At 48.2% G+C, this 14,168-nt stretch carries 14 protein-coding genes and 1 riboswitch; of the genes, 6 read left to right on the top strand and 8 right to left on the bottom strand.

Annotated features, from left to right (window positions below; genetic code table 11):
• Positions 1-19 precede the first annotated feature (19 nt).
• Genes EXIG_RS01305 through EXIG_RS01295 form a run of 3 tightly spaced genes read left to right on the top strand, consistent with a single transcriptional unit; the run spans position 20 to position 2,685 of the window.
• The gene (locus tag EXIG_RS01305) at positions 20-871 is read left to right on the top strand and encodes a GRP family sugar transporter (protein WP_041261779.1); all 852 of its coding nucleotides are present in this window, start codon (positions 20-22) and stop codon (positions 869-871) included.
• Between the two features lie 18 nt (positions 872-889).
• Positions 890-1,675, top strand: a complete 786-nt coding sequence (locus tag EXIG_RS01300; protein WP_012369122.1) for a glucose 1-dehydrogenase — start codon at positions 890-892, stop codon at positions 1,673-1,675.
• Positions 1,676-1,713: 38 nt separating this feature from the next.
• Positions 1,714-2,685, top strand: a complete 972-nt coding sequence (locus EXIG_RS01295; RefSeq protein ID WP_012369121.1) for a cation diffusion facilitator family transporter — start codon at positions 1,714-1,716, stop codon at positions 2,683-2,685.
• Positions 2,686-2,784: 99 nt separating this feature from the next.
• On the opposite strand, the gene EXIG_RS01290 is transcribed toward EXIG_RS01295, so the two are convergent.
• The 3 genes from EXIG_RS01290 to EXIG_RS01280 form a co-directional block, all read right to left on the bottom strand.
• Complete coding sequence (locus EXIG_RS01290) at positions 2,785-3,525, bottom strand: thermonuclease family protein (RefSeq protein WP_012369120.1); 741 nt, start codon at positions 3,523-3,525, stop codon at positions 2,785-2,787.
• A 100-nt stretch (positions 3,526-3,625) separates the two neighbouring features.
• A complete protein-coding gene (locus EXIG_RS01285) occupies positions 3,626-4,276 on the bottom strand; it encodes an SDR family NAD(P)-dependent oxidoreductase (RefSeq protein WP_012369119.1) in 651 nt (216 codons plus the stop codon).
• A gap of 57 nt (positions 4,277-4,333) precedes the next feature.
• A complete protein-coding gene (locus tag EXIG_RS01280; RefSeq protein WP_012369118.1) occupies positions 4,334-4,600 on the bottom strand; it encodes a DUF5327 family protein in 267 nt (88 codons plus the stop codon).
• A gap of 55 nt (positions 4,601-4,655) precedes the next feature.
• Here EXIG_RS01280 and EXIG_RS01275 point away from each other — a divergent pair, with 55 nt between their 5' ends.
• A complete protein-coding gene (locus EXIG_RS01275) occupies positions 4,656-5,624 on the top strand; it encodes a Gfo/Idh/MocA family oxidoreductase (RefSeq protein ID WP_012369117.1) in 969 nt (322 codons plus the stop codon).
• Between the two features lie 35 nt (positions 5,625-5,659).
• Positions 5,660-7,318 (top strand): glycerol-3-phosphate dehydrogenase/oxidase, encoded by a 1,659-nt coding sequence (locus EXIG_RS01270; protein WP_012369116.1) that lies wholly within the window; start codon positions 5,660-5,662, stop codon positions 7,316-7,318.
• A gap of 51 nt (positions 7,319-7,369) precedes the next feature.
• Here EXIG_RS01270 and bcaP read toward each other — a convergent pair whose 3' ends face one another.
• From bcaP to EXIG_RS01245, 5 genes are all read right to left on the bottom strand, one after another.
• Complete coding sequence (gene bcaP / locus EXIG_RS01265; protein WP_012369115.1) at positions 7,370-8,803, bottom strand: branched-chain amino acid transporter BcaP; 1,434 nt, start codon at positions 8,801-8,803, stop codon at positions 7,370-7,372.
• Positions 8,804-9,033: 230 nt separating this feature from the next.
• Positions 9,034-10,323, bottom strand: a complete 1,290-nt coding sequence (locus tag EXIG_RS01260) for a DUF2252 domain-containing protein (RefSeq protein ID WP_012369114.1) — start codon at positions 10,321-10,323, stop codon at positions 9,034-9,036.
• Positions 10,324-10,386: 63 nt separating this feature from the next.
• Positions 10,387-11,334 (bottom strand): peptide-methionine (S)-S-oxide reductase MsrA, encoded by a 948-nt coding sequence (gene msrA / locus EXIG_RS01255; RefSeq protein ID WP_012369113.1) that lies wholly within the window; start codon positions 11,332-11,334, stop codon positions 10,387-10,389.
• Positions 11,335-11,403: 69 nt separating this feature from the next.
• Positions 11,404-11,586, bottom strand: a complete 183-nt coding sequence (locus EXIG_RS01250) for a hypothetical protein (protein ID WP_012369112.1) — start codon at positions 11,584-11,586, stop codon at positions 11,404-11,406.
• A 127-nt stretch (positions 11,587-11,713) separates the two neighbouring features.
• Complete coding sequence (locus EXIG_RS01245; RefSeq protein ID WP_041261418.1) at positions 11,714-13,192, bottom strand: amino acid permease; 1,479 nt, start codon at positions 13,190-13,192, stop codon at positions 11,714-11,716.
• 127 nt (positions 13,193-13,319) lie between these two features.
• A riboswitch (Lysine riboswitch) is annotated at positions 13,320-13,504 on the bottom strand.
• Positions 13,505-13,678: 174 nt separating this feature from the next.
• Between EXIG_RS01245 and EXIG_RS01240 the strand changes: the two genes are divergently transcribed.
• Positions 13,679-14,128 carry a MarR family winged helix-turn-helix transcriptional regulator gene (locus tag EXIG_RS01240; RefSeq protein WP_012369110.1) on the top strand — a complete coding sequence of 150 codons (450 nt, stop codon included), beginning with the start codon at positions 13,679-13,681 and terminating at the stop codon, positions 14,126-14,128.
• The last annotated feature ends 40 nt before the right edge of the window (positions 14,129-14,168 follow it).

The raw sequence follows: 14,168 nt of genomic DNA, 5'->3' as shown, positions 1-14,168 counted from the left end.
AGAAGAGGTGAAACACTTGATTGATATCTTAATTGCGCTCGTACCTGCCTTGATGTGGGGGAGTCTTCCATTGGTCGTCTCCAAAATCGGTGGTTCGACGGAACAACAAATTATCGGAACGACACTTGGAGCTTTAGCATTCGCCATCATCACGTTCTTTTTTGTCAGCCCTGAACTTTCGACGACAGCCTGGGTCGCCGGATTCTTCTCCGGTGCTTTTTGGGCCCTTGGCCAAATGAATCAGTTCGCAGCTTTTAAACAGATGGGTGTCTCAAAAACGATGCCGATTTCAACCGGGATGCAACTCGTCGGGACGTCTCTGTTCGGTGTTCTCGCTTTTGGCGAGTGGTCGAACCGGACTGCTTTGATTCTCGGTATCAGTGCACTTGTCTTAATCGTGGCCGGTGCCGCTTTCACTTCTTATAAAGAAGATAAAAGCAAACAGGATGAAAATATCGGAAAAGGCTTACTGTTACTCCTCATTTCGACAGTCGGTTATGTCGGCTATGTCGTCATCGCCCGCTGGTTCAACATCAACGGCTGGGAAGCTGTCTTGCCACAAGCCATCGGTATGGTCATCAGTGCCGTTCTATTGTCTTTACGTAAAGGAAACCTGTTCACGAAAAAAACAGCCGGCAACACGATCGGCGGTCTCATGTGGGCAGTCGGTAACATCGCCTTATTGTTTGCAACAGCTAAAGTCGGTGTTGCGACCAGCTTCTCATTATCACAAACCGGTGTCGTCATCTCGACAATTGGTGGTGTCGTCCTGCTGAAAGAAGCAAAAACAAAAAAAGAAATGACCTTCGTCGTGATCGGCTGTATCCTAGTCGTCGTCGGTGGCATCATGATTGGATTTACGAAGCAATAATAAGGAGGAGTTCATATTATGTATAACAGTCTCAAAGGTAAAGTCGCAATCGTCACCGGTGGATCAATGGGAATCGGTGAAGCCATCATCCGCCGCTATGCGGAAGAAGGAATGCGTGTCGTCATCAATTACCGGAGCCACCCGGAAGAAGCGAAGAAAATTGCAGAAGACATCAAACAAGCGGGTGGAGAAGCCCTTACCGTTCAAGGGGATGTCTCAAAAGAAGAGGACATGATCAATCTCGTTAAACAGACGGTCGACCACTTCGGTCAGCTTGATGTTTTCGTCAATAATGCCGGCGTCGAAATGCCGTCACCTTCTCATGAAATGTCACTTGAAGATTGGCAAAAGGTTATCGACGTCAACTTGACCGGTGCCTTCCTCGGTGCCCGGGAAGCTCTTAAATACTTCGTTGAGCATAATGTCAAAGGGAATATCATTAATATGTCGAGCGTACACGAAATCATTCCATGGCCGACGTTTGTGCACTATGCTGCGAGCAAAGGCGGCGTCAAACTGATGACCCAAACACTTGCAATGGAATACGCACCAAAAGGCATTCGTATCAATGCGATTGGACCGGGCGCGATCAATACACCAATCAATGCCGAGAAGTTCGAGGATCCGAAACAACGTGCCGATGTCGAAAGCATGATTCCGATGGGGAATATCGGAAAACCGGAAGAAATTTCTGCAGTCGCCGCATGGCTTGCTTCCGATGAAGCAAGTTACGTGACAGGGATTACCTTGTTTGCGGACGGCGGCATGACACTTTATCCATCATTCCAAGCTGGACGCGGGTAACCCCGCGTTTCTGCTTCTCTTAAAAGGGAGGAACCTTCATGTCGAACTTTTTTACTCTGCTCAGGCGTGGGAATAAATCGGCTCTCGCTGCTGCCATCGTCAATACGGTTATCGCTCTTATCAAATTCGTCGCTTACATCTTGACGGGAAATATCGCCATGTTTGCAGAAATGATGCATACAATCGGTGACGCAGCCAACCAGTTTTTTGTTTATGTCGGATCGGCATTAAGTAAAAAAGCACCGACCAAGCGGTTCCCGAATGGATTCGGTCGACTCGTCAACCTTGTTTTACTGGCCGCCATCCTTGTGGTTGCCATTCTTGCTTACGAAACCATCCGTGAAGGTGTCCTGCACATCCTGCATGCTCCGGGTGAAAAAACCAGCGGCCTTTGGATCATCCTGACCGCACTCGGAATCGGCGTTGTACTTGAAGTCGGTGTGTTCTACAAAGCGATGACCGAGATTGCCCATGAGACGGGATTAAAATCCCGTGGTCTGACGCTGGTCGGTCAAAGCTTCGCCAACTTATCGCAGGCAAAACCGGCGACACGACTCGTCTTCATGGAAGATTTAGTCGCGACGCTCGGTGGTGTCATCGCCATCATTGCCGTCCTGATTTCGCATTATACGTCGTTTTATCAGGCAGAAGGAATTGCTTCGATTTTGATCGGCTTGATGATGTTCTATGTCGTCTATAATGTCTTTATTCAAAATGCTGCCGGTGCGCTTGGTGAGATTGATGAAGTACTGACTGCAAAAATCGGAGAAATCCTGATGCGTGATCCGGACGTTCGTGATATCGAAAAACTTGAAGTCATCAAAGAAGGGGATCATTTCCACGTCGAGATTGAGATCGAAGTTGATCCCGGACTGACAATTGCTCAAGCAGATGATATTAAAGATCGTCTTGAACTACAGATCCGGATTCTCAAAGGAATCACGGATGTGACGATTTCCTTTGATGAAGATGATAAGATTCAACATTATCAGCCGCCTACACAACCGTAATGCACAAAGAAGCTGACTTAAAATTCAATCTCTACAAAGATAAGGAGGGCAGAATAATAATCTGCCCTCCTTATCTTTTTGGCGTCATCCTCTTTTCAGTCAGTTTGCCGCCCGGACGAATCCGGCTTCTTTTGCTTCCCGTTCACTGCAAAACATCTCTTCCGGGTTCACTTCATCATAGGAACGTCCCCCTCGGATATGATAGATTTTCTTTCCTTGGCGGTTGATATTACCTTTGATGTCGGCGCAGTCTGTTGGCTCTGCCGGTGTTCCTTTCATGACCGAAGTATCGAATCCGCGGTCCGTCGCATATCCGTCTGTCTGCCAGATTCCTAACTTTTCCTCTTTTGCTTCGTCTTCGATTTCCTGAAATGTCTCGACGTACCGGGTGTCCGGTTCATAAATGTAGGCGACCCGTGCCAATCCTTTTCGCAATAATTCCTGATTGATCATCTTCCCGTCCGCCCAAACGTACGCCAGCAATCGACCATACCGGTCTGTTTTCGATTCATCGCGTTCGAGCAATACCTCACTGCCTGCCGGTAACGCTTCTTTTGTGAAGCGTGATGCTTCCGGACCATACGGTTGAACTGGCTTTTCCGGATTCACGGTTTCCGGTGTGTCGATCAATAAAAAGCGGACATCTTCCGTTTGACCATTCTTCAGCCGGACTTTCACCGTATCTCCGTCGATGACACGCTCGACGGTCGCTTCCGTCACTTTCGCTTCATCCGGTTGCGGGATGCCCGTCTGTGGATCATCCGGTTCTGAATCCAGTGCGCATCCGCTCAAAAATAGAATCGTCATTACTAAAAACAGTTGAGATACTATTCGTTTCATAAGTTGCCCCCTCTCATCGGATTCAAAAAGGCGCCGACATCAGGCGCGTCGACGCTTTCCAGTCTAAATCGTATCTCCTGTTACTTGTGCTGCTTCCCGATTACTTTGCTTCGAGGACCTTTTCGACATCCGTACGGTTCGTATACAGCGTATAAAAGGCTTCGGCAACATTTTTCGGATCCAGTGCCGTTCCGCGTTTAACTTCACCGGCAATCGTCACGGTCCCGACATAGACATTGTCGTCTTTCAACGTATCATGCAACATATGCGTCAGTTGACGGACACCGGCTTTCCCGATCGACAGACCCGGCAAAGATTTAATCGCATGTAGTGCTGCTCCGCCGCCTGTGATTAAGATGGCTCCGTCTTTTCGTGCCACCATATCCGGTGCGACGATTTGTGCAGCATGCAATGCTCCGAGAACATCAATTTCAAATTCTTTCGTAATCTGCTCTGCTGATACCTCAAGCACAGAAGCTTGGTGCAGGATCGACGCGTTATAAACGAGGACATCCACTTGTCCGTACTGTTCTTTCGTCCATTCCACGAGCGATTCGAGATCGGCACGGCGTGAAGCATCACATTCGACACCAACTGCTTCGATCCCTTGTTCTTTCAGCTCCGTGATGACGGCTGCCAGTGTTTCCTGTGTCCGAGCGGCACAGACGACTTGGAAACCTTCTTTACCGAACCGCTTACTGATTTCGGCTCCGTTTCCCGGACCGGCTCCGATGACGATGACTGTTTTCATATTCTGTTCCCCCTTATTTTTTCCTTTTACTCTATTCCCACATTTGATTTGATTTACTCAAAAATCAAGCAGCGAGGGCCCTTTTTCTTCTTTTTCCGGAGCGACTCCCATGAAGCGGGCCAACATCGGATCGACTTCGGGCGGTTTCGGTTGAGTGGTCGGCGTGATGACCGAAGGCTCCCTAACGCTTTGCGGTTGATCCAGCAATAATTCACAGTAGGCCTTCATCGCCGCGATTTGTTCGATTTGTCCCGTCCCGCTCGACTGCTCGATTTTTGACATCGTCTGCCGCATTTTTTCAATGACTTGTTGTTCTGTAATCATCTTGCTCACCTCATATGATAGATTGAATGTATTAACTGAAAAGGAAGTGTCCTCCATGATTCGTACTGCTCTAATTGGCTTTGGACTTGCCGGTGAACATCTGCACGCCCCGTATCTCACAGCACCTGATTATCAACTGGTTGCGGTTCAGTCCAGTCGTCCGGAGGCAGTCGCTACGCGTTATCCGGATGTGCCGGTCTATTCTTCGCTTGAAGAGTTGTTGGCTGCTGAAACGATTGAACTCGTTGTGATCGCGACACCGAACGCCGAACATTATCCCCTCGCCAAGACGGCACTTTCAGCCGGCTGTCATGTCCTCGTTGAGAAACCATTTACGGTCACGTTACTGGAGGCCGAACAGTTGACGGATCTTGCCCGTCAACAAAATCGATTACTGACAGTTTACCATAACCGCCGGTACACAAAAGACTTCCGGACATTGCTCGAACTGGTTCAAGCTGATGAACTGGGTGTCGTCCAGACCTTCGAGGCGCACTATGACCGCTATCGTCCGACCGTTCGGGCACGCTGGCGGGAACAGGACGTCCCAGGCGCCGGTCTGCTTTACGATTTAGGTTCCCATTTAATTGACCAGGCGTTGATGTTGTTCAGTGAACGACCGGATCGCGTCTTTTGTGATCAGACGATCCAACGTCCGGACGGTCCGGTCGAAGACTACACGCATCTGATTCTCGCTTTCGGAACGCGCCGCGCCATTCTGCATATCGGATCACTCGTTCCGGCACCCGGTCCTTCGCTCGCCGTCCACGGGACAAAAGCGAGTTATTTCGTCGACAGCGTCGATACGAAACGGTCGACTTATACGTGGGGAAGACCTGAACAGCCTTTGGAAGAACGCCCCTTCGTCGATTCCGGTTTTGCCGACTACTATCATGATTTGGCACACGCCTTGCGTCATGAGTCCCCTCTTACCGTCACAACGGAACAAGCTCTGCTCGTTATGAAAATTATTGATTGTGCTCAAAAAAGTGTAAAAGAGGGTACATGGATAGAAGTAGATTAAAATAATCCATTTCAGACGAACAGGGGGAAATATGCATGTTTTCAAGTACGGAACGAACCGCATGGCTGGAAGAGATGGGACAGGAATTGCTTGATGTATTAGTCATTGGTGGTGGCATTACAGGTGCCGGGATTTTACTCGATGCTCAAAGCCGGGGTATGCGGACCGGGTTGATTGAAATGCAGGATTTCGCAGAAGGGACATCAAGCCGCTCGACGAAACTCGTACACGGGGGCTTACGTTACCTGAAACAATTTGAAATCAAGTTAGTCGCAGAAGTCGGGAAAGAACGGGCCATCGTCTATGAAAATGCGCCCCACGTCACGACACCTGAATGGATGATGTTACCGCTTGTCGAAGGCGGGACATTCGGAAGCTTTTCGACGTCGATCGGTTTGCGGGTCTACGACCAATTGGCAGGTGTCCGGCGCCATGAACGACGGACGATGTTATCAAAAGAAGAAACACTCCGATATGAACCGCTGTTGCGGTCGGAACATCTTGTCGGAGGCGGACGGTATGTTGAATATAAAACGGACGATGCCCGATTAACGGTCGAAGTATTAAAAGCTGCGGTCGGGTACGGCGGACGTGCCGTGAACTATACGAAGGCTGAGTCTCTCGTCTACCATAACGGGAAAGTCGTCGGTGTCGAAGTGCAGGACGTCTTAACCGGTAAGACCTATACAATTCGGGCGAAAAAAATCATTAATGCAACCGGTCCATGGGTCGATGAATTACGCGAAAAAGACGGCTCAAAATCCGGCAAGTCACTTCATTTGACGAAGGGTATTCATCTCGTCATCGACCAAGCCCACTTCCCGTTGCAACAAGCGGTTTACTTTGATGTTCCGGATGGCCGGATGATTTTCGCGATTCCCCGCGAAGGAAAAACGTATGTCGGTACGACAGATACGAACTATCAGGGTGATATTCTCGAGCCGGGTGTGACAGAAGAAGACCGTGATTATATTCTCGATGCGACCAATAAGATGTTTAACGTTGATCTTCAGCCGGAACATGTCGAATCCACCTGGTCCGGTCTGCGTCCGTTGATTCACGAAGACGGCAAAGATCCGAGCGAACTGTCACGGAAAGACGAAATCTTCGTTTCGAAATCCGGATTGATGTCGATTGCCGGCGGAAAATTGACGGGTTACCGGAAGATGGCGGAACGAATCATTGATATGGTCGCGGATCAGTTCAAAGAAGAAGAAAATCGGATTTACCTGGCTTCACGGACTCATGATATCCTGCTCGGCGGTGGGCATCCTGACGGCAGTAAAGGATTTGCCCGTTACTTGAAAGAACAGCAGCCGAAAGGTGAAGCGCTTGGACTCTCTCCAAAAGAAGCGACCTGGTTGATTCAACGTTACGGTACGGATGTTGAACGTGTCTTTGAATTGATCCGTTCGCGCGGCAGTGAGGCGGAACGTTATCAACTTCCCCTTCACTGGTTCGGAGGATTATTATACGGACTCGAAGCGGAACTCGTCATGCAACCGGGTGATTTCCTGAACCGGCGTGCCTCTGCTGTCTTCTTCGACTTCCCGAATGCTGAAAAATATGCCGACGGTGTTCTCGCTCTAATGCGAAGCGAACTCGGCTGGTCAGCGGAAGAAGAAGCGAAAGCCAATGCCAGCATCCAACGTGAGTTTGATGCCGTTCGAATCAAAACGTCTTTACCATCTTAATCTTCTGTTTATCACAACAAAAAATGCGACCCCTCACGGGATCGCATTTTTTTATTTGTCGTCTGAAGCTGCGAGTTCGGCAGCCGGCATATTTCCCGGTTCCAGATTCGAGTTCTTTCGGGCAAAGGCGAAGTACAGGACAAGTCCAATCGCCAGCCAGATGAAGAAAGCAATCCATGTTTCGAGTTTCAAGTTGAACATCAAGAAGAGACAAGAAGCGATTGCTGCGATCGGCACGTACGGCATTCCCGGGCATTTGAATGCACGTGGAAGATCCGGTTGTGTTTTACGAAGGATCAAGACCGCAACAGAGATTAAGACGAATGCTGCGAGTGTCCCCATGTTAACGAGGTTTGCGATGACATCGAGTGGAACGAGTCCTGCGACTGTCGCACTACCAAGACCAATCATCCATGTTGCTTTGAACGGTGTTTTGTATTTTGGATGTACTTCCGAAAATACTTTCGGGAACATGCCGTCACGTGAGATGGCGAACGCTAAACGTACCATTCCGTATGTCATGACGAGGATAACGGTTGTAATCCCGAGGATGGCACCTAAATCGATGAATCCTGCAACCCAGTTTTGTCCAGCCATTTGAATGGCGAGTGAGACCGGGTGATCGACACCCGCAAATTTTTGGTACGGGACGATTCCTGTCATGATGGCTGCAACGATGACGTAAAGAACTGTACAGACAGCAAGGGAACCGATGATACCGCGTGGCAAGTTCTTTTGCGGCTCACGTACTTCTTCTGCTGCCGATGTAACAGCATCAAATCCGATGTAAGCAAAGAAGACGATGGCTGCTCCAGAGAATACGCCGCCCCATCCGAACGGTGTAAATGGTGCCCAGTTCGTAGGTTCAACATAGCCGACACCAACGACGATGAATAAAACAACGACTGCCAATTTAATGATAACCATGATGTTGTTGACACGTTTTGTTTCCTTGATTCCCATTGATAAAAGACCTGTAATTGCGAGTAAAATCAGGAAGGCCGGTAAGTTGAAGAATGTTTTAGCACCTTCTACCGCGCCAGGAGCTGCTGAGAGTGCTGTCGGAAGATGAATACCGAATCCACCGAGTAAGGACTGGAAGTAACCTGACCACCCTGCCGCAACGGCACTCGAGGCGAGTCCATATTCCAAGATTAAGTTCCAACCGATGATCCAAGCGAAAATTTCTCCCATCGTGGCATACGTATACGTGTAGACGGAACCACTGACCGGAATCGTCGAAGCGAATTCCGCATAAGCGAGTGCTGCTAACCCACAGGCAATGGCAGATAAAATGAATGAGACGATAAGACCAGGTCCTGCTGTCAATGCTCCTGTTCCGGTTAGGACGAAAATCCCTGTACCAATGATGGCGCCAATTCCTAAAAACGTTAAATCCATTGCGCCAAGATTTCGAGCAAGTCCACTGTTACGCTGACTCGCAGCAATCATAGCGGAAACATCTTTTTTCCGCGTCAAACTCATGATGATACTCCCCCTGTTGTGTGTTTAGTTCGAATTACAAAAAAGTTTTGCAATTACTTAATCCAAAATTTACGAATTTTTCAGATAAATTGATATAGGTCATTAGACCCATTTGTAGAATGCGTTTCGCTTACATGATTTTTTATTCATCAAAAAATCCCTTCGTATCCCAGTATGAACTGGTATTCAGAAGGAATCTTTGCCTAATAAAAGGTCTTCGAAAATAGTGTTCAGCGGTTAGCTAACCAACTTAAAAACACTTGGAAATCAAGCGTTGTACGCGCTGCATAGGCACTTGACCACCGCTGAATTTGACGAATGAACTCAGCGTCAGATACACCGATTGATTCGATGATGACGACGTCTGCATGATGATGTAAGATATCGACATCAACTCCCGCATCCATGTCGGCCCGTGCGTGGATTTTGGCGGTAATTTGACCTTGAATTGAAAGGACGTTTTCGAGGTCATCTTGGCTTTTGATGTGCTTGGCTTTCAACTTTTTTTTGTATGGGGAACGTTCCCGGACATAATATTCTTTCCCATGCATCGTCACGTAACCGAGATACGGATCTTCATGTGCCTGCATCGCCTTTTGTGAAGTTACGATCCGACGACCTTGGTGAACCGTTTCGACTTCCTGCAAATAGGCGGGTACAAACAGTGACGGAACGGATGACTGGGCTTGTTTCATCTCAAGAATCAGGTCTTCATGCTCTCCTCCTGTTCCTTCGACCAAAATATAGTAGCGCTCAAGACCAATCGAAGCCGTTCCGCTGTCGAGTTTATAGACGATATCCTTGATGGCGTAGAATCCATCTTCCTGCCGGTCCTCAGCATCGATTGATGCGATGTACTCCGGCCAAACCGCTTCAATCGCTGTGTAAGCGGAAGAATCAAGCCGCTTCATATCCGGTAAGTCGGCGAACCGGCGTTGTCCGTCGACGACCGTCGTCCGCTCTCCGAGTAATTCCGCTTTCTTTTTCTCCGCTTTTTTGATCAATTTACGGATCGGTCCTTTTGTATTGTCAGTCGTAAAACAGACTTTGCTCGGATTTTTTCCTTTCGCATATTGGCGTAAGTCATCTAAGTAGTGTTGAACATAGGCGGCAATGGCCGGCTTGGCATCATATCCGGCTTCTTCTGCGAACAGTTGAACCGAGACGGCCATCCGGATTAAATCGTACAGGTAGGATCCGAGATACCCTTCGTCAAAGTCATTGACGTCATAAATGATTTCTCCTTTGGCATTGCCGTGGACTCCAAAATTTTCGAAGTGGAGATCCCCTTGAATCCAGGTCGGTGTCTCAGGCGGCGTATCAAATCCGAGCGGAATCCGGGTCACGTCATAATAAAACAGATGGGAACTGCCGCGGAAAAAGAGAAACGGACTTGCACTCATCTTTTGATACTTCGTTTGCCGTGCCGCTTCATCGAGTCTGCGGACTTCATGATCGTAGAAATCGAGTACTTTTGAGATTGTCAGTTGCCGAATTTCCTCATAGACTTGCGTGAACATGGAAAACCCTCCTTTGTCTAGAAAAAAAACAGCAAAACGAATCCGCTTTGCTGTCTTTTACCTTCATTCGAAGTGCTTTTTATATTCCCCGTATCCAGCCGAATCAAGCTCTTCTACCGGAATAAATCGGAGTGCTGCTGAATTGATGCAGTAGCGGAGACCTCCGAGTTCAGTCGGACCGTCATCAAAGATATGACCAAGATGACTGTCGGCATTCGCAGAACGGACTTCTGTCCGCGTCATGCCGTGACTCGTATCGAGTTCGACTTCCATCTTATCCTCTGAGATCGGCTTCGCGAAACTCGGCCATCCACAGTTCGAGTTAAACTTGTCTTTCGACGTAAAGAGCGGTGTCCCGTCGACGATATCAACGTAGAGACCCGGTCGCTCCTCATCCCAGTATTCATTGCGGAAAGCGGGCTCTGTCCCGTTCTCCTGCGTAACTTTATACTGGATCGGTGTCAGGCGTTGTTTCAACTCCTGCTCCTTGCCTTGATCTTTCCAGGCTTCTTTGACGAATTTGGCACGTCCCGATCCGACACTGTACATCTGATAACGGAACGGATTTTTTTTGTAATAATCCTGATGGTACTCCTCTGCCGGCCAAAACGGTTTGGCCGGACGGATATCGACTGCTACCGGTTTCGAGAAACGACCGGACGCATCAAGTGCCGCTTTCGAACGTTCTGCCGCCTGTTTTTGATCTTCATCGACATAAAAAATGGCCGGTTCGTACGATTGACCGCGGTCATTGAACTGTCCGCCGCCGTCCGTCGGATCAATTTGCCGCCAAAAAATTTCAAGCAACTCATCATATGTGATGACAGACGGATCATACGTGACCTCGACCGCTTCTAAATGTCCTGTCGTTTCAGAACAGACCTCTTTATAAGTCGGGTTTTCTGTATGACCACCTGTATAACCGGAAATGACTTGTTCGACACCATCATATTTATGGAATGGCTTGACCATGCACCAGAAACAGCCACCTGCGAATATTGCTTTTGCCATCTAGCTTCCCCTCCTCTGTATAGGTCTATTTTAACGCGTTCCGTGCGGCTACCCTACTATCTTGCTCAGTCAATCTTCGGGATTCGCTTTTAAGCGGCGCATGACAAAATAAATCGCCGCAAATACTAAAATTAATCCACCGAACGAATACCACATGTTATTCATGCGGTACAGCATCTGATAGATTGCTAACGTCACAAGTAAAATCGCAATCGGGATGAATGCCCGTTTAAAGTGATACCAATAGTTCACTGAGGTCGCCTCCATTTTTCTTTTATCTTAATCGATTTCTCTCCGTTTGATACGTTTTCCAGATGATTTCTTTTTCAAAAGGCACAAAAAAAAGTCGACTCCGCTTGAAACGGAATCGACTTTTCATTTACGGACGCGGATGCTCCGGGAATTCCATTTCTTCATAAGGAACGACCGATGTCCGGTTTTTAAATTTATGACCTAACCAAAAGGCAAGGAATAACGGGATACCGACATAGGTTGCGGCAATTCCCACCCAGTCAATTTGATCCGCGAGGAACGCGGCGTAGTTTTGACCGACGATGACGAGAAAACAAAGTCCGAACGCAAAGAGTGGTCCAAACGGGAAAGCAGGTGCCACGTACGGCAAATCACTGAGCGAATGACCTTGCGCAAGGAATCCTTTGCGGAAACGGTAGTGGCTGATCGCGATACCGAGCCATGCGATGAAACCGGTCATCCCTGATGCATTCAACAGCCACAGATATACTTGACCGCCGAACATCGATGTCAGGAAGCAAAGTGCTCCGATGGCACCGGTCGCAAGCAACGCATTGCGGGGAACACCATTTTTTGAGACTTGTGCGAACAATTTCGGTGCATCACCTTGGCGTGCCAACGTATACAGCATCCGTGTCGACGCATACATTCCGGAGTTTCCTGCCGATAAGACAGACGTCAGGATAACAGCGTTCATCAATGCTGCCGAGAACGCAAGACCGGCTTTTTCAAAGACAAGTGTAAACGGACTGACCGCTACATCGGTAATGTCATTCGAAACGAGGTTCGGGCTTGTGTACGGAATCAACATTCCGATGACGAAAATCGCAAACACATAAAACAGAAGAATCCGCCAAAAGACTTGTTTCACGGCTTTCGGAACGTTTTTCTTCGGATCTTCCGACTCACCGGCTGCGATTCCGACAAGTTCTGTTCCCTGGAAACTGAAACCGGCAACCAGGATGATACCGATGACGGCCGGGATGCCTCCGACGAACGGCGCATCACCTAACGCAAAGTTTTTAAAGCCGACCGGTGCTTCAGATGTGAAGACACCGAAGATCATCGCGACACCGACAATCAGGAAGATGATGACAGTGACTACTTTGATCATCGCGAACCAATATTCCGCTTCCCCGAAACCTTTAACGGAGAAGTAATTTAAACCGATCATCAATAACAGGAACAAAGCACTGAAGTAAAATCCGGGAACATCCGGGAACCAGTAACTCATGACGATTTGCGCCGCAACGAGTTCTACAGCGATCGTGACCGCCCAGTTGTACCAGTAGTTCCAACCTAACGCAAAACCAAACGACGGGTCGACGAATTTCGCGCCGTAGGTCGAGAATGAACCGGCGACCGGCATATATGCTGCCATCTCACCAAGACTGGTCATCAGGAAGTACACCATGAGTCCGACAATGGCATAGGATAACAATGCACCGCCGGGACCGGCAGCAGCAACGGACGCACCGGAGGCAATGAATAAGCCGGTTCCGATCGCACCGCCAATCGCGATCATCGACATGTGGCGGGCTTGCAGACCGCGTTTTAGTCCTTCTTCGGTTGAATCGAGTTTTCTTTGGGGTTGTAAAGTATTCATCTCATTCGCTTCTCTCTTGTTAAGATTTTTTGAGAGGACACTTTTTGAAAAAACAAAAAGCGCCCTCACCTTCCAGAAGGAAGATGAGAACGCAACATAGTAAAAGGATGCGCCCCATTCTACCGTCGTGAAAGATAGCTCCCCACAAGTCATATCTGACCTGTGACAGTATTAGACCTGTTCGATCTAATCCCAATCGATCATCTTCAAAGCGATGATTGATTTCGGCAATTCTTCCTTTTCAATCACCTCATCTGCCGCTTGACGACATCCGTGACTGTACTTATAAGAACTGCAACCTCCATCCCACTGGTTGAGTGAGAACTAATTAAGTTAGTTATAATTTCGTTATTACCTCGTCATGTTACACAAAACGTCTTTAAATTGTCAATTCTTTTTTTGAAATGTCGGCTATTCATGGTAAAAATCCGCAATTTTTAGTACACTAAATTATAGAAGTTAACCGAGAGAAAGGATGTTGCTTGAATGCCACAAGAACGTGATCAACTGACTTATCGATTAGAGGAACAAATGCGGATCATTCTCCGGACATTACGCCGTGAACTCAACCGACTGTTTGAAGGGACCGCGACACGAAGTGAATTTTTCATTTTACGCAGTCTGTCCGAAAATGGTCCCCAACGTCCGACTCTACTCGCAGAGCAGTTTGAGCTTGCGACAAGTCAGGTAACAGCTTTGACTGATCGTCTGTACAAAGCCGGATTCGTCACGCGGACGCGCTCGACGGATGACAGAAGATCGATTGTTTTAGCACTGACGGAAGAAGGAGAATCCGCTTTCCGCGAACTTGAAATCGTCCGCCGGAAATATCTCCAAGATCGTTTCGGCACCCTGACGGAAGAAGAGCTGAATGCGATGGTTCTCGTCTTCGATAAGATCCTCTTGACGATGGATGAAGAAGCGATTTCTTCCTAAAAAATTACTTTTGAAAAAATATTTATTTTTTCCGCCGACA

The sequence above is a fragment of the Exiguobacterium artemiae 255-15 genome, from assembly GCF_000019905.1.
GTDB classification, from domain to species: Bacteria; Bacillota; Bacilli; order Exiguobacteriales; family Exiguobacteriaceae; genus Exiguobacterium_A; species Exiguobacterium_A artemiae.
Note: the sequence above shows the minus strand (reverse complement) of the source record. Positions and strands in the feature narration are given on the sequence as shown.

Excerpts from the sequence above, each read along its gene's own strand:
- EXIG_RS01290 (WP_012369120.1), bottom strand. The coding sequence starts at position 3,525 with ATGAAACGAATAGTATCTCAACTGTTTTTAGTAATGACGATTCTATTT.
- EXIG_RS01285 (WP_012369119.1), bottom strand. The coding sequence starts at position 4,276 with ATGAAAACAGTCATCGTCATCGGAGCCGGTCCGGGAAACGGAGCCGAA.
- EXIG_RS01240 (WP_012369110.1), top strand. The coding sequence starts at position 13,679 with ATGCCACAAGAACGTGATCAACTGACTTATCGATTAGAGGAACAAATG.
- EXIG_RS01280 (WP_012369118.1), bottom strand. The coding sequence starts at position 4,600 with ATGATTACAGAACAACAAGTCATTGAAAAAATGCGGCAGACGATGTCA.
- EXIG_RS01260 (WP_012369114.1), bottom strand. The coding sequence starts at position 10,323 with ATGTTCACGCAAGTCTATGAGGAAATTCGGCAACTGACAATCTCAAAA.
- bcaP (WP_012369115.1), bottom strand. The coding sequence starts at position 8,803 with ATGAGTTTGACGCGGAAAAAAGATGTTTCCGCTATGATTGCTGCGAGT.
- EXIG_RS01275 (WP_012369117.1), top strand. The coding sequence starts at position 4,656 with ATGATTCGTACTGCTCTAATTGGCTTTGGACTTGCCGGTGAACATCTG.
- msrA (WP_012369113.1), bottom strand. The coding sequence starts at position 11,334 with ATGGCAAAAGCAATATTCGCAGGTGGCTGTTTCTGGTGCATGGTCAAG.
- EXIG_RS01300 (WP_012369122.1), top strand. The coding sequence starts at position 890 with ATGTATAACAGTCTCAAAGGTAAAGTCGCAATCGTCACCGGTGGATCA.
- EXIG_RS01245 (WP_041261418.1), bottom strand. The coding sequence starts at position 13,192 with ATGAATACTTTACAACCCCAAAGAAAACTCGATTCAACCGAAGAAGGA.
- EXIG_RS01270 (WP_012369116.1), top strand. The coding sequence starts at position 5,660 with ATGTTTTCAAGTACGGAACGAACCGCATGGCTGGAAGAGATGGGACAG.
- EXIG_RS01295 (WP_012369121.1), top strand. The coding sequence starts at position 1,714 with ATGTCGAACTTTTTTACTCTGCTCAGGCGTGGGAATAAATCGGCTCTC.